The following is a 17,162-nucleotide window of genomic DNA, read 5'->3' as shown; positions in this document are numbered from 1 at the left end:
TATTTTGTCTCAAATTCAAAACAATGACATAGATAACCCCCTCTATTTTTAATCTTATCGCATCATTTATTTAACACTATACTAAGATATAACGGGCTTCCTTTTTCATCTATAATTCTGTATCTTTGTCACTTTGCATTTCTATGAGCAATTTCGAAGAATTTATTGAAGTTAAAGGTGCCCGAGTGCACAACTTAAAAAACATTGACGTTTCTATTCCTAGAGACAAGCTAGTGGTAATTACCGGTTTATCAGGAAGTGGAAAATCGTCTTTAGCTTTCGACACTATTTATGCCGAAGGCCAGCGGCGTTATATTGAAACTTTTTCTGCCTATGCTCGTCAGTTTTTAGGCGGATTAGAACGACCTGATGTGGATAAGATTGATGGTCTTTCCCCAGTAATCGCAATAGAACAAAAAACAACGAGTAAATCGCCACGGTCTACCGTTGGTACCATTACCGAAATTTACGATTTTTTACGTCTGCTTTACGCCAGAGCCAGTGATGCTTACAGCTATAATACGGGCGAACAAATGGTGAGTTATAGCGACGAGCAAATCAAAAAATTAATTATTGAAGACTACCAAGGGAAACGTATAAATATACTTGCTCCCGTTATTCGATCTCGAAAGGGTCATTATCGCGAATTATTCGAGCAAATTGCCAAACAAGGCTTTGTAAAAGTAAGAGCCGACGGTGAAATTCGTGACTTGGTTAAAGGCATGAAATTAGATCGTTATAAAGTTCATGATATTGAAATTGTTATCGATAGGTTAAAAATTGATGACACAGCAGATAACGACAAACGACTTTCTGAAAGCATAAACACAGCCATGTATCATGGAGACGATGTGTTAATGGTTATCGATCACGACACTCAAGAAGCGCGCTATTTTAGTCGTTTACTTATGTGCCCGTCTACAGGTATTTCTTATCCAAATCCGGAACCGAATAACTTTTCGTTTAACTCTCCAAAAGGAGCTTGCCCGAAATGTAATGGTATCGGACAATTATATCAGGTTAACGAATCTAAAATAATTCCTGATCCTAAATTGTCGATTAAAGCGGGTGCTTTGGCGCCACATGGACCAGAAAAAAACAGTTGGATTTTTAAACAATTACAACTTATCGCCCAGCATTTCGGATTTAGTATGACCGATGCTTACAAAGACATTCCAGAAGCCGCTAAACAGATGATTTTATATGGTGGTAAAGAAAAGTTTTCTGTAGAGAGTAAAACTTTAGGGATTACTCGCGATTATAAAATAGATTTTGAAGGTGTTGCCAATTTTATCGAAAGTCAGTTTGAAAATGCACAAACTACAACCTTAAAACGCTGGGCAAAAGACTACATGGACAAAGTAGACTGCGGACAATGCGGTGGTACACGCCTGAGAAAAGAGTCGTTATATTTTAAAGTTAATGGTTTAAATATTGCCGAACTAGCAAATAAAGACATTAGTGATTTATCGGTTTGGTTTAAAAATATAACTAAAGAATTATCGTCCAAGCAACTCCAAATTGGAGAAGAAATTATTAAAGAAATCACCACACGTCTTCAGTTTTTATTAGATGTTGGCTTAGATTATTTGTCGTTAAACCGAGGTTCTAAATCTCTTTCGGGAGGAGAAGCACAACGTATCCGATTGGCAACTCAAATTGGTTCGCAGTTGGTTGGCGTACTTTATATTTTAGACGAGCCTAGTATTGGATTACACCAGCGAGATAACGAAAAATTAATAAACTCTTTAATTGCTCTGCGTGACGTAGGAAATTCTGTTATTGTGGTAGAACACGATAAAGACATGATAGAACGTGCCGATTACGTGATTGATATCGGACCAAAAGCAGGACGTTACGGTGGTGAAATAATTAGTGAAGGGACACCTACCGAATTATTAAAGCAACACACCTTAACCGCCGAGTATTTAAACGGCACCAAGAAAATTGAAGTTCCTAAAAAACGTCGAGAAGGTAATGGTGAGTTTTTAACACTTAAAGGCTGTACCGGAAATAATTTGAAAAACGTTAGCATTTCTATTCCGTTAGGAAAAATGATAGGTGTTACAGGCGTTTCAGGAAGTGGTAAATCGACTTTAATTAACGAGACCCTCTACCCTATTTTAAATGCCTACTACTTTAACGGCGTTAAAAAACCAATGCCCTATAAAAGCATAAAAGGTTTAGAACATTTAGATAAGGTTATTGATATTAATCAGTCACCCATTGGAAGAACACCACGAAGTAATCCTGCAACGTACACTGGTGTTTTTGGAGAAATTAGAAGCTTATTTGCTAAGATTCCTGAAGCCATGATCCGTGGATATAAACCGGGACGTTTTAGTTTTAATGTTAAAGGCGGACGTTGCGAAACCTGTCAAGGTGGTGGTTTACGTGTTATAGAAATGAACTTCTTACCAGACGTTTATGTAGAGTGCGAAACCTGCCAAGGGAAACGTTTTAATAGAGAAACTTTAGAAATTAGATATAAAGGAAAGTCGATTAGCGATGTGCTAAACATGACGATTAACGATGCCGTTCCGTTTTTCGAGAACATTCCTAAAATTCATAAAAAAGTAAAAACCATCCAAGATGTTGGATTGGGGTATATTACCCTTGGGCAACAAAGTACAACCCTTTCGGGAGGAGAAGCGCAACGTATAAAGTTAGCAACAGAATTAAGCAAACGCGATACCGGAAATACATTCTACATATTAGATGAACCTACTACAGGACTTCATTTTGAAGATATTCGTGTGCTTATGATTGTACTAAACAAACTCGCAGATAAAGGAAATACGGTTCTAATTATTGAACATAATCTAGATGTTATAAAAACTGTAGATCACATTATCGATATCGGTTACGAAGGTGGAAAAGGCGGTGGAAAAGTGATTGTAGAAGGGACGCCTGAAGAAGTTGCAAAACACAAAAAAAGTTACACAGCGAAATTCCTTAAGAAGGAATTAGAATAAAAATTATAATTATGACTAAAAAACAACATCCAAAAGGTTGGAATGAAATAAAAACAAACGATTCATGGGCGATTTTTAAAATCATGGGTGAGTTTGTGAGCGGATTTGAAAAAATGAGTACAGTTGGACCTTGCGTGTCCATTTTTGGATCGGCAAGAACCAAACCAGAAGATAAATATTACTTATTGGCAGAACGCGTTGCTAATAAAATTGTTGATGCCGGCTACGGTGTGATTACTGGTGGCGGACCAGGAATTATGGAAGCAGGAAACAAAGGTGCGCATTTAGGAGGCGGAACGTCGGTTGGACTTAATATAGAACTTCCTTTCGAGCAACACGATAACCCGTATATCGATGCCGATAAAAGTTTAGATTTTGATTACTTCTTTGTTAGAAAATTAATGTTCGTAAAATATTCTCAAGGATTTGTAGTACTTCCTGGAGGTTTTGGAACTTTAGACGAATTATTCGAATCGATAACTTTAATTCAGACCGGTAAAATAGAACAATTCCCAATTATTTTAGTAGGAAAAGACTACTGGGAAGGCTTAATTGAATGGATTAAAGCGACTATGCGTGATAAACATAAAACCATTAGTCCTAAAGACTTAGACTTAATTCACTTAGTAGACACTGAAGATGAAGTTGTTGAAATTCTTAATGAGTTTTACGACGAGTCTAATTTTAGCTTAAATTTTTAACACAATTAAAGTGCATAAATTCGTTTAAAAATTTATCTTTCAAACGCTGTCACATTATATTGAGATTACAACATAAAGCGATGGCGTTTGAACGATATTACACTGTACAATTAAAAATTTAAAACCCTACATTGAGATTACAACTTAGTTGCTTTATTATTTTTATTTTAACCCATATGGTTGCTTACGGTCAGAATAAAATCGACGTAAAAGCCTCCTTCGATGTCGCGACTAAACAAATTAGTATTTCTCAAACCATTCAGTATAAAAACACCACTCAAGATACACTTCATGCCATCTATTTAAACGATTGGCCCAATAGTTATTCTACAAAAACAACACCTTTAGCAAAACGTTTTACCGAAGAATATAAAACAAATTTTCACTTTGCTAAAAGTGAAGATCGCGGATTTACGGTTATTACAAGCATTTCTCAAAACCATACCAATCTAGAATTTGCTCGTGTTAAAGAGCATCCAGATGTTTTAAAAATTAAACTCGCAGAGCCTCTCCAAGGCGGAGAAACATACAACATTAGTTTAAACTACATTGTACAAGTCCCAAGCGATAATTTTACACGTTATGGTTGGACAAATACAAACGATTTTAACTTAAGATATTGGTATATCACTCCAGCGGTTTACAATGGCTCATGGCATTATTATAGTAATAAAGATTTAGACGACCTATATATACCGCTATCCGATTTAAATTTAGAAATTGAATTTCCGAGCTATTACACCTTAATTTCCGAGCTAAAAACAACCTATACGGATAGTGAGGCGGGCAATACCATTCTTACGCTATCGGGAAAAAACAGTGTAGATTCGAAGTTATTTCTAACAAAAACATCCAATTTTAGCACTACTGGTAATGATTCTTTTTCTGTAGTAACTAACATAAACGAAGAAAAATTAAATGACCTTGAACGCATTATAATCACAGATAAAATCATCACATTTATTACCGAAAATTTTGGTGATTATCCGAATGAAAAGTTATTGCTTACAGAAATTGATTATAAGAAAAATCCAATTTATGGATTAAATCAACTACCTAATTTTATTCGTCCGTTTCCAAATCATTTTCAATATGAATTAAAACTGATTAAAACCGCGTTAAATAATTATTTTGAAAACATGCTAATTGTAAATCCGCGAGCAGATTATTGGCTAAACGATGGTTTACAGGTGTATTATTTAATGAAATATGTCGACGAATACTATCCAAACATGAAGCTTCTGGGAACGCTTTCTAATGTTTGGGGACTTCGTTCTTTTCATGCGTCTCAGCTTCAGTTTAACAATCAGTATACGTTTTTATACATGCATATGGCACGTTCAAATTTAGATCAGCCACTGGCTATGCCTAAAGATTCATTAATAAAATTTAATTCTAATATCGCGAATAAATACAAGGCGGGCTTGGGATTAAAATATTTAGAAGACTACCTTAACAACGATGTGGTACAGAATACTATAAACAGCTACATCTCTTTAAATAAGCAAAAACAAACCTCTACCAAGGACTTCGAAACACTCCTACGTTGTAATACAGACAAGGATATCGATTGGTTTTTTACCGATTATATTGGCACCCGAAATAAAATAGATTATAAAATAAAAAGTTACGAAGTTGTCGGGGATTCTTTAGAAGTCACCATTAAAAACAAGAGAAAAAATAGTATGCCTATCTCTTTATTTGGACTTCAAAACGATAGCATTGTCTATAAAACTTGGATTAATAATGTTACCGATACAGAAAAAATTAGCATTCCAAAAGACAGTATAGATCGGCTAGTTTTAAATTACGATATGGCTGTTCCCGAATTTAATTTAAGGGACGATTGGAAATCTTTAAAGGGATTTAGTTTCAACAATAAACCTTTACAATTTAGGCTATTTAAAGACATTGAAGATCCGTATTATAATCAGGTGTTTTTCATGCCTGATTTCACTTACAACTATTACGACGGTTTTGCACCTGGAATCCGTTTATATAATAAAACAGCCCTTCCTAAGGAGTTTTTATATAGCATCCGCCCGCGCTATGCTATTAAAAGCAAACAGCTTATCGGGAATATTAGTCTGAGCTATACGCACCGATTAGAAGATAAAAACCTCTATTTTATTCGCTATGGTTTTTCTGGTGAATATTCTAATTATGCTCCAGATTTATCTTACACAACTTATGCGCCCTTTGTTCAATTCCGTTTTAGAAACAACGACGATTTTAGAGATAATAAAAATCAATACCTATCCTTTAGATACATTAGTATTTCAAGAGAAGAAGATCCTACAAATCAATTCGATAAAGAAGGACAGCCAGATTACGATGTTTTTAATATGCGCTACGGAAATATCGATCCGAATTTAAAAAATCATATCACGGGCTTTACAGATTTACAATTGGCCAAAAATTTTGGTAAAATCGCTGTAAACTTTGAATACAGAAAACTGACTGAAAACAACAGAAATTACAATCTTCGTTTATTTGCTGGAACCTTTCTATACAATAATACTTACAGCACAACCGACTATTTTAGTTTCGCGTTAGATAGACCAACAGATTATCTTTTCGATTATAACTATTTAGGACGTTCGGAAGAAAACGGACTGTTAAGTCAAGAATTAGTACTTGCAGAAGGAGGCTTTAAATCGAAGTTAGACCCTGCTTTTGCAAACCAATGGATGACCACCTTAAATGTTGGAACCACACTTTGGAAATATCTAGAGGTTTATGGAGATGCTGGATTAGTAAAAAATCATGGGCACTCACCAAAATTTGTTTACGATGCAGGATTCCGCTTAAATTTAATCACCGATTACTTCGAATTATACTTCCCGGTATACTCTAATTTAGGATGGGAAGTCTCTCAACCACAATACGCCGAAAAAATTAGGTTTATTGTAACATTATCTCCAAAAACATTATTAGGATTATTTACGCGACGTTGGTATTAAACACTAAAATTGTTTATTAGATTAGCAATAAATTTAGAGTATTCTAATAATTCTACATTTAAGCTATCGGAATCAAAGGTTTTACTAGAAATTCTATATTCCATTAAGTACCATTTACATTGTAATAACCATTTTATTTCCATAAATTTGTTGTGAATTCAATCCAAAAATCCCCATGCAAATAGAACCCGAAACTATGAAAGGACTTTCTTTTGAAGATTTTAAAGCCGAAGTTTTAAATGATTACAAAATTGCAGTTACCTCTAGAGAGTGTAGTTTACTTGGCCGTAGAGAAGTACTAACAGGTAAAGCAAAATTCGGAATATTTGGAGACGGAAAAGAAGTCGCGCAGTTAGCAATGGCTAAAGCCTTTAAAGACGGAGATTTCCGTTCTGGCTATTATCGTGATCAAACGTTTATGATGGCTATTGGTGAGCTTACAGTAGAGCAATTCTTTTCTGGTCTTTATGCCAACACCAATATCGAGATAGAACCTATGTCTGCTGGTAGACAAATGGGTGGCCATTTTGCGACGCACAGTCTAGATAAAAATGGAAATTGGAAAAATCTTACAAAACAAAAGAATTCAAGTGCAGATATATCGCCTACAGCGGGGCAAATGCCTCGACTTTTAGGACTCGCACAAGCGTCTAAAATTTATAGACATGTTAAAGGAATTTACACCAAAAACTTTTCGGATAACGGAAACGAAGTGGCTTGGGGAACTATAGGAAATGCAAGCACAAGTGAAGGCTTGTTTTTTGAAACCATAAATGCGGCAGGAGTATTACAAGTCCCAATGATTATAAGTGTTTGGGACGATGAGTATGGTATTTCTGTGCATGCTAAACATCAAACAACAAAAGAAAATATATCTGAAATCTTAAAAGGATTTCAACGTGAAGAAGATGGTAAAGGTTACGAAATTCTGCGTGTTCAAGGTTGGGACTACCCTACTTTAATTGAAACGTATCAGAAAGCCAGTAAAATTTCGAGAGAACAACATGTACCTGTTTTAATTCATGTTAACGAACTTACACAGCCTCAAGGACACTCGACTTCAGGTTCGCACGAACGTTATAAAAGTAGCGAACGTTTAGCTTGGGAAATTGCAAACGACTGTAATACCAAAATGCGAAATTGGATTATTACCAACGGTTTCGCTACAGAAGAAGAAATAACAAATTTAGAGAAATCTGTAAAGAAAGAAGTTAGAGTTGGTAAAAAAGCATCATGGTCTCAATTTGTCGAGCCTATCAATAAAGATAAAGCTGAGATATTAAACATCTTAAAACTAGTCGCTAACAAAAGTGTAAATAAGGTCTTTATTTTAAAGATTGTTAAGGATCTCGAAACTATAGACGAGCCTGTTAAACGTGATATTATTGTTGCAGCTCGAAAAACATTGCGCTACATTATAGACGAAAGCACACCCGAAAAAGATAGACTTTTAATCTGGATAGATAAATACTTCGAAAAAGTACAACCAGATTATAGTTCTCACTTATATAGCGAAGGCAATAAATCTGTAAAATATATAGCAGAAGTTAAACCTATCTATTCTGAAAACACCGAAAATGTAGATGGGCGTTTAATTATTAGAGATAATTTTGATGCCATATTTAGCAAATACCCTGAAACTCTAATCTTTGGAGAAGATTCTGGAACTATCGGAGACGTTAACCAGGGACTTGAAGGCATGCAAGAAAAATATGGTGAATTAAGAGTTGCCGATGTTGGTATTCGGGAAGCTACAATTATTGGTCAAGGTATAGGAATGGCTATGCGTGGCTTACGTCCGATTGCCGAAATTCAGTATTTAGACTACCTGATGTATGCGCTTCAGATTATTAGCGACGATTTAGCAACTTTACAATACAGAACAAAAGGACGCCAAAAAGCACCTTTAATTATACGTACTCGAGGACACCGTTTAGAAGGTATTTGGCATTCAGGCTCACAAATGGGTGGTATCATAAATTTAGTCCGTGGTATCCATGTTTTGGTTCCTAGAAACATGACTAAAGCCGCAGGATTTTACAACACCTTATTAGAATCTGACGAACCTGCATTAATAATAGAATGTTTAAATGGTTACCGATTAAAAGAGAAAAAGCCTACTAATTTTGGTTTGTTTAAAACACCTATTGGCGTTGTAGAAACACTTCGTGAAGGGTCGGATATTACATTAGTATCTTACGGATCTACGTTACGTATTGTAGAGCAAGCTGCAAAAGATTTAATGGAAGTTGGTATAGATGCAGAAGTTATCGATGCACAATCTCTTTTACCTTTTGATGTGAATCATGATATTGTAAAAAGTGTAGAAAAAACCAATCGATTATTAATTATAGACGAAGATGTTCCAGGTGGCGCTTCGGCATATATATTAAATGAAGTTTTAAACACTCAAAATGCATACGAGTTTTTAGATAGTAAGCCTCAAACATTAACGGCAAAACCACACCGTCCAGCTTATGGTACCGATGGAGACTATTTCTCTAAACCCTCTTTAGAAGATATATTCGAAACCGTTTATCAGATTATGCATGAGTCTAACCCTAGTAAATACGCTAAATTGAGATAGATTTTATCGGATAAAACATTCATATAAATTCCTTTTTTAAAGCATTATGACCATTAAATTATTGGCCATCGGAAAAACCGATAATAAACTTTTACAAGGTTTAATCGACGATTATCAGAAACGTTTAGGATTCTACATTAAATTTGAATTTGAAATTATTCCTGATTTAAAAAAGGTTAAAAACCTGAGTGAAGACCAACAAAAACAAAAGGAAGGCGAACTCATTTTAGGAAAATTAAACGCCACCGATGTGCTTATTCTCTTAGACGAAAATGGGAAACAAATGGATTCTGTCGGGTTTTCAAATTACCTTCAGAAACATATGAATTCCGGGATTAAGCAATTGGTATTTGTAATTGGTGGTCCTTATGGTTTTTCGGCAGATGTTTACGCCAAAGCACAAGGGAAAATTTCGCTCTCTAAAATGACATTCTCTCATCAAATGATTCGTTTGTTCATTATAGAACAATTATATCGTGCATTTACGATACTTAAAAACGAACCATACCACCACCGCTAACGCGTTCTGCCCTATTACTTATAATAATACGTTCTTTTTCCTGAACCTATTTTATATCCAATTGCAATTTTAGCTTTGGTCAGATTAAACCTATAGTTATTTTGATAACCTAAATCTGTAGAATATACCCCACCGCCATAAATTAAACTCAGATAGTATCGTTGTGTATTATATCCCAAAGCAAAAGTATAATCCATTTTATAAATCATAGGTTTAGATGGCCTGTAAGTGCCTTGCTCTAAGGTAACATGCTTGTACATAAACCCCATTCCTGGCATAATATTACAAGATGCAGTAAGATCGTGTGGTAATTTAAACACAGACATTACCCCAGCTAAGATCCCTATAGCACTGCTATTATAGCGTTTGACATGCGCTTGAGTGTTAAAATATTCTCCGTTGGAATCCTCTAAAATATTATCGCCTGCCGAAAAATAATCGTAAAAACCAAAAGCACCAAAACCACCCGTTATATATAACTTCCGATCTAAATGATATACACCCGCTTTAAGCATAGAATAAGAAAATTCTATATCCGGAATGGTATGTATTACATTAAATCCTACCGTAACCGATTTAATATCGTCGCGAAACACAAAGGGTTCATCGAAATTATTCCTCACATTAAAACCACGATAGGTCTGCACATAAAAATTAACATAGTTCTTTTTACCCAAAATGGTGGTTCCTTGCATATCAAACCGTTTGGTAATGCTTTCCTTGTTCGTTTTTAAATTAAAAGCTATATCAATTAACAACTTACTACTTGCAAAACCAAAACCTAAACCAAACTTATTATTAGGAATGTATCGCGATTTAAAATTATCTTCATTTTTAATGCGAAATTGTTTCACCTTATAATTACTAAACAAACGCAACGAATAATTATCTAAGTTATGGTCTATAAAAACTTTATCGATTAATTTCCAGACATCTAAAGTATCTAGATTCTTAATAACTTGAGATTGCGCCGTAACGGAACTGGACAGCACGAGTAGTAAAATGATAATTCTTTTAATCATATAGCGATCTACCAAACTTATCAATTCTATCTATCTACTTTGGAAGAGTTCATAAAAATACATTAATTCCAGCAACTAGCAATTCTAGTTTTAAGCTAAGCCTCTACGATTTAGATCTAGTGCATAAAAAAACGGATGATAAAATATAAAATTGATCATCCGTTGCTTTAAAAATCTTGTAAATTAAGAATTTACAAATGTATGTTTTCGTTTTTTAAGTTGAATTTCTAAATCTGCTATTGTATTTTTAACTGCCAATTCGTAAGTTCTCTCTTGTGAAGACGCGAAAATTCGGGGCCCCGGAGCACTCAATTCTATTTTACAAATTTTACCATCTTCTTTCTCCTTTTTAATCGTATCGAAAACGACTTCTGCAGAAATAATCCAATCGAATTTTGATGCTAATTTATTCAGTTTTTCGGTTACGTGTGCATTCATAGCTTCACTAGTCGCCATATGAATGTATTGAATGTTTATAGTCATAGATCGTATATTTTGTTCTTCTATAAAGTTAAAAATAATGGGTACATTTTTATATGATTTTCATCATAAATAATTGTGAAATAATCAGTTTTAAGCGCTGTAATTTTAATATCGAAATCTATTTAACTAAATATCACATATTTAATCAGTTTTATTCAAAAAATTGCCATTTATCTTAAAAGCTAGTTTTATTAATTATCAGTCTAAAATCATTTTAAAATATTAATTTAGCCTTATAAAGTTGTAAATAAACCTATGAAACTCGTATTCGCTACCAACAATAAAAATAAAATAAAGGAAGTTCAGTCATTAATTCCTAGTCATATCACACTTTTAAGTTTAGCCGATATTGAATGCTTTGAAGATATTCCTGAAACGCAACCTTCTATCGAAGGTAATGCCATTCAAAAAGCCGAATATGTAAAAGACAACTACGGCTTCGATTGTTTTGCAGACGACACAGGTCTAGAGGTAAATGCTCTTAATGGTGCACCAGGTGTATATTCTGCACGTTTCGCTGGCCCGCAACGCGATGCCAAAGATAATATGGAAAAACTGCTATCAGATTTAGAACATAGCACAAATAGGGATGCTAATTTTAAAACCGTGATCGCTCTATCATTTCAAAATAAAATAGAAACATTTATAGGTGTTTGTGAAGGAGAAATTACTAAAACACAACATGGAACAGATGGTTTTGGATACGACCCTATATTTAGACCTAAAGGATTGAAACAGACCTTTGCACAAATGCCTTTAAGCGAAAAAAACACCATAGGTCATCGCGGAAAAGCCGTTTCCTTATTGGTTAAATATTTAAACAGTTTAGAAGCCTAAATTAAAACACTGATTTACAATAAATTAATCAGAATTAGTTTATTCGGAATAAAACACTACCTTTGCAGCTTGAAATTCCTCAGAGAGAGGATGTGTTACTTGGAAGTTTAAGGTTAAGTATGTCGATTCCCTTCTTATGTAACACTTACATATTTTAATCGAATACTTATTACAAGAATGAACACATTCCAAGATTTAGGTCTTAATGAAGACTTATTGCGCGCTATTACCGATATGGGCTTTGAAACCCCAAGTGAGGTCCAAGACAAAGCCATCCCATTATTATTAGAAAGTGAAATAGATTTAGTTGCATTAGCACAAACAGGAACAGGTAAAACTGCTGCGTTTGGTTTTCCAATGCTTCAAAAAATTGATATTAGCAGTAGAACAACTCAAGGGTTAATCTTATCGCCTACTCGTGAACTTTGTTTACAAATTACAAACGAAATTAAAGCTTACGGTAAATACTGTAAAGGTTTAAACGTTGTTGCTATTTATGGTGGATCTAGTATTCAAGACCAAGCAAGAGACGTAAAACGTGGTGCTCAAATTATTGTTGCAACTCCAGGACGTATGAAAGATATGATTAGCCGTAATATGGTTGATATTTCTAAAATAACATACAGCGTACTTGATGAAGCAGATGAAATGCTTAACATGGGTTTCAAAGAAGATATTACAGATATTTTATCGCACACGCCTGCAGATAAAAATACGTGGTTATTTTCTGCAACTATGCCTAAAGAAGTTGCCACTATTGCTAAAAAATTCATGCATAATCCTACCGAAATCACAGTAGGAAACAAAAACGAAGGTAGTACGCAAGTATCTCACGAGTATTACTTAGTAAACTCTAGAGACCGTTACCAAGCCTTAAAACGTTTAGCAGATGCTAATCCAGATATTTTCTCTGTAATTTTCTGTAGAACAAAGCGTGATACTCAAAAAGTAGCAGAACAACTTATAGAAGATGGTTACAACGCAGGAGCACTTCACGGTGACTTAAGTCAAAACCAACGTGATTTAGTAATGAAATCGTTTAGAAATCAGCAAATCCAAATGTTAGTGGCAACAGATGTTGCGGCTCGTGGAATTGATGTAGACGATATTACTCACGTAATTAACTACCAATTACCTGACGAAATCGAAACGTATAATCACCGTAGTGGTCGTACTGGACGTGCTGGTAAAACAGGTATCTCTATGGTAATTGTTTCTAAAAGTGAAGTTAGAAAGATAAAAAGTATTGAGCGTATCATTAAAAAAGATTTCATTAAAAAAGAGATTCCAAACGGAATGGAAATTTGTGAAGTTCAATTAATGTCGTTAGCAAATAAAATTCACAGTACAGAAATTAATCCAGAAATTGACAAGCATTTAGATAGCATAAATACATTATTTGCAGATACATCTAAAGATGAATTAATTCAGAAGTTTTTCTCTGTAGAATTTACACGTTTCTTTAACTACTATCAAAAATCTAAAGATTTAAATGTCGCTGAAAACTCTAGAGATAGAGAAACCAGAGAACATGTAAGTAACGACGATTCTGCGCGTTTCTTTATTAATGTAGGTACTCGTGATGGTTTCGACTGGATGAAATTAAAAGATTTCTTAAAAGAAGTTTTAGAATTAGGTCGTGACGATGTCTTCAAAGTAGATGTTAAAGAAAGCTTCTCTTTCTTTAATACTGAAAAAGAAATTAAAGGAAAAATATTAGAATTCTTTACCGATTATAAGCACGAAGGTCGTTTTGTTAATGTTGAAGAGACAGAAAACAAAGGTGGCGGTGGTCGCGGAGGTAACAGAAGTCGCGGCGGTGGCGGTGGTCGTAGTCGAGACAGAAAAGAAGGCGGTTTTAGAGGAGATAGACGTTCTAAATCTGGCGGAGAAGGCAGAAGAAAAAGAAGTTCTGACGATTCTAAGCCAAGACGTTCTGGTTCTGAAAGCAGAAGTGATTCTTCATCTTCTTCAAGACCTAGACGTTCAAGACGCTAAGCAATCTGTTAATATTTAGTCAAAAGAAATAAATCTTCTTCTAAATTGTTAATTAGTTTGCTACTTTTATGCCTAACAAAATTATAATGAAATATATTTTTTTCCTTTTAGCTCTAATTCTTACATCTTCAGTTGTGTTTGCCCAACAGGGTAATACAAATGTAACTGGGGTAATAATTAATGGTTCTAACGACGAACCTCTAGAAGGCGTAAATATTGTCAATATAAATCAAGTTACAGGTAGCACAACCAATAGTAAAGGTGAGTTCGAAATTGTAGCCAAAGCAAACGATACGCTCCACCTTTCTTATTTAGGTTTTAAATCTATAAAAGTAAAAGTTACAAACGACTGGATTAAATTTGGAAGTTCAACTATTGCTTTAACAGAATTAGCTTTAGCATTAGAAGAAGTTGTTGTAAATCAGTTTAGACTTACAGGCTATTTAGAAGTAGATATTGCTCAAGTACCTATAAACACGAATTACCAATATAGTATTTCGGGATTACAGTATGGGTACGAGGCAGGAAAAGGCACAGGTGTAAATAAGATTTTAAGTTCTATATTTAATCCAGCCGATTTCTTATATAATACCTTCGGAAAAAAAGCTCAGGAAATGAAAAAACTGAAGCAAATGAAGCAGAACGATGAGATTAGAGATTTACTATCTTCTCGTTTCGACAGAGAAATGCTAACGGTACTATTACAAGTAGATCGTGTAGATTTAGATGAAATAGTTAGACAATGTAATTATTCTAAAGATTTTATAAACACAGCTACCGACCTTCAAATTCTGGATGCCATTAGTGGGTGTTATGAGGAATACAAAGTATTAAGCCGAGGCCGGAAGTAAATAAAAACATATAAAATTAAGACTGTCTTTTTAAAAGGCAGTCTTTTTTGTGTTTTAAAGTTTCCCTCACTCTAACTAACACACAGAGAATGTATAAACTCAACTTATTATTACCAAAAACATCCCCAATTCGGCTATAACTCTTAAAATAATGCTAAATCTAATACTTGAAGCCATTAAAGTTGAAAAAAAAAACTCTTCAATTATTAAATTCTTAGTATATTACAACATAAAAAATAAGATTAATAACTAATTAGCATACATATTAATTATAATTTAATATTTGTAAATCTATAAAGTCCTAGACCATAATACCATTTACAATACTGATTCATATTTTCGATTCATGACAAACGTAACACGATTATTTGACTTCCCGTATTATCAGTTAGAGAAATATAATTTAAGTAAGTCTTTAACAACAAAATACGGAGACCAGTGGGTCTCGATATCCACACAAAACTATATAGATCAAGCCAATGCAGTAAGCAGAGGTTTGCTGCGTCTTGGCGTAAAACCAAACGAAAAAATAGCTGTAATTTCTACCAACAATAGAACGGAGTGGAATGTTATGGATATTGGTATTTTGCAACTAGGTGCTCAAAACGTACCTATTTATCCAACTATTTCTGAAACGGATTACGAGTATATCTTAAATCATTCTGAAGCGACGTACTGCTTTGTTTCAGATAAAGAAGTGGTAGATAAAATAAACAAAATAAAAGGTAACACGCAATTAAAAGGGGTGTATACTTTTAATGATATTCCGAATGAAAAGAGCTGGAAAGACATTTTAGAATTAGGAAAAGATAAATCTAATCAGCTAGAAGTAGAATCTCATAAGGCAAGTGTTAAGCCTAACGATCTAGCTACCCTAATATATACTTCTGGAACTACTGGTACACCTAAAGGGGTTATGTTATCTCACGAAAATATTGTGAGTAACGTACTAAATAGTGAAAAACGGGTCCCTTTTGATTACGGAAAATCAAGAGCTCTTAGTTTCTTACCTATTTGCCATGTGTTTGAACGTATGCTCCTCTATTTATATCAATATTGTGGTGTCGAGATATATTTTGCCGAATCAATTGATAAAATGAGTGATAACCTTAAGGAAGTTCATCCCCATGTTATGACGGCAGTTCCAAGATTATACGAGAAGGTATACGACAAGATTGTAGCTAAAGGTGGAGAATTAACCGGAATTAAGAAAGCATTGTTCTTTTGGGCCTTAGATTTAGGACTCAAATACGAGCCATATGGAAAAAATGGATGGTGGTACGAAAAGCAATTAAGCATCGCTAGAAAACTAATTTTCAGTAAATGGAAAGAAGGTTTAGGTGGCGATATACAATTAATGGTTTCTGGTAGTGCACCATTACAATCTAGGTTAACACGAACATTTGCTGCTGCAGGTATTCCCATTATGGAAGGTTATGGTTTAACCGAAACGTCTCCCGTAATATCTGTAAACGATGAAAGAAATTTTGGTTTTAAAGTCGGCACTGTTGGTAAATTAATCGATAACGTGGAAGTGAAAATAGCCGAAGACGGAGAAATTCTTGTAAAAGGACCAAACGTTATGCTCGGTTACTATAAAGATCCTGTTAGAACGGAAAGCGTAATGACTGGAGACTTTTTTCATACTGGAGATATAGGAGAAATTGATTCGGAAGGATTCTTAAAAATTACAGATCGTAAAAAAGAAATTTTTAAAACCAGTGGTGGTAAATATGTTGCGCCTGCTGTTTTAGAAAACAGATTAAAGCAATCGCGTTTTATCGAACAAGTAATGGTAATTGGTGAAGGTGAAAAAATGCCAGCAGCACTAATTCAGCCCAATTTCGACTTTATTAGAGAATGGGGAAAACGCCACAAATTAGATACCAGCGATATGTCTGCATTCTTAAAGAATGAACAATTATTAAATCGTGTGCAACGAGAAATTGATTATGCAAACAAACACTTTGGTAACTGGGAACAAATTAAAGTCTTTAAAATTACGCCAGAGACCTGGTCGATAGAAGAAGGACACCTCACACCGACTCTAAAACTAAAACGAAAAATCATCAAGGAAATATACAAACCTTTGATAGAATCTATATATCGCCCTTAAATTATTAAACTCCTTATAAAAATAAGGAGTTTTTTTTTGTCTTTATGTTTCGTTAAAATTCACCTTTTTATTATGCATGCATACTATTTTTTACTATATTTGGTTAAGA

At 34.3% G+C, this 17,162-nt stretch carries 11 protein-coding genes; 9 read left to right on the top strand and 2 right to left on the bottom strand.

The window, feature by feature from the left end; translation table 11 throughout:
* The first annotated feature begins 143 nt into the window (after positions 1-143).
* The 5 genes from uvrA to rlmH all read left to right on the top strand — a co-directional run bounded on the left by uvrA (position 144) and on the right by rlmH (position 9,746).
* Positions 144-2,975, top strand: a complete 2,832-nt coding sequence (gene uvrA, locus AC0UBM_RS01255; RefSeq protein WP_475687315.1) for an excinuclease ABC subunit UvrA — start codon at positions 144-146, stop codon at positions 2,973-2,975.
* 11 nt (positions 2,976-2,986) lie between these two features.
* Positions 2,987-3,676: an LOG family protein gene (locus tag AC0UBM_RS01250; RefSeq protein ID WP_475687314.1), complete on the top strand. Its 690-nt coding sequence runs from the start codon at positions 2,987-2,989 to the stop codon at positions 3,674-3,676.
* 131 nt (positions 3,677-3,807) lie between these two features.
* Positions 3,808-6,639 (top strand): gluzincin family metallopeptidase, encoded by a 2,832-nt coding sequence (locus AC0UBM_RS01245; RefSeq protein WP_475687313.1) that lies wholly within the window; start codon positions 3,808-3,810, stop codon positions 6,637-6,639.
* Positions 6,640-6,814: 175 nt separating this feature from the next.
* Entirely contained in the window at positions 6,815-9,226 is a 2,412-nt protein-coding gene (locus tag AC0UBM_RS01240; RefSeq protein WP_434036359.1) for an alpha-ketoacid dehydrogenase subunit alpha/beta, read from the top strand.
* A 46-nt stretch (positions 9,227-9,272) separates the two neighbouring features.
* Positions 9,273-9,746 (top strand): 23S rRNA (pseudouridine(1915)-N(3))-methyltransferase RlmH, encoded by a 474-nt coding sequence (rlmH, locus tag AC0UBM_RS01235; RefSeq protein ID WP_414034945.1) that lies wholly within the window; start codon positions 9,273-9,275, stop codon positions 9,744-9,746.
* Between the two features lie 14 nt (positions 9,747-9,760).
* On the opposite strand, the gene AC0UBM_RS01230 is transcribed toward rlmH, so the two are convergent.
* Entirely contained in the window at positions 9,761-10,768 is a 1,008-nt protein-coding gene (locus tag AC0UBM_RS01230; RefSeq protein ID WP_475687312.1) for a DUF4421 family protein, read from the bottom strand.
* A gap of 183 nt (positions 10,769-10,951) precedes the next feature.
* Positions 10,952-11,251: a ribosome hibernation-promoting factor, HPF/YfiA family gene (hpf, locus tag AC0UBM_RS01225; RefSeq protein ID WP_414034947.1), complete on the bottom strand. Its 300-nt coding sequence runs from the start codon at positions 11,249-11,251 to the stop codon at positions 10,952-10,954.
* Positions 11,252-11,506: 255 nt separating this feature from the next.
* Here hpf and AC0UBM_RS01220 point away from each other — a divergent pair, with 255 nt between their 5' ends.
* The 4 genes from AC0UBM_RS01220 to AC0UBM_RS01205 all read left to right on the top strand — a co-directional run bounded on the left by AC0UBM_RS01220 (position 11,507) and on the right by AC0UBM_RS01205 (position 17,053).
* A complete protein-coding gene (locus AC0UBM_RS01220) occupies positions 11,507-12,088 on the top strand; it encodes a non-canonical purine NTP diphosphatase (protein ID WP_475687311.1) in 582 nt (193 codons plus the stop codon).
* 177 nt (positions 12,089-12,265) lie between these two features.
* A complete protein-coding gene (locus AC0UBM_RS01215; RefSeq protein WP_414034949.1) occupies positions 12,266-14,086 on the top strand; it encodes a DEAD/DEAH box helicase in 1,821 nt (606 codons plus the stop codon).
* An 86-nt stretch (positions 14,087-14,172) separates the two neighbouring features.
* Entirely contained in the window at positions 14,173-14,937 is a 765-nt protein-coding gene (locus tag AC0UBM_RS01210) for a carboxypeptidase-like regulatory domain-containing protein (protein ID WP_414034950.1), read from the top strand.
* Between the two features lie 346 nt (positions 14,938-15,283).
* Positions 15,284-17,053, top strand: a complete 1,770-nt coding sequence (locus AC0UBM_RS01205) for an AMP-dependent synthetase/ligase (RefSeq protein WP_475687310.1) — start codon at positions 15,284-15,286, stop codon at positions 17,051-17,053.
* Positions 17,054-17,162: the final 109 nt, after the last annotated feature.

This window comes from Formosa sp. F44, from assembly GCF_056238645.1.
The sequence above is the reverse complement of the archived record's forward strand: the minus strand, read 5'-3'. Positions and strand labels throughout refer to the sequence as shown.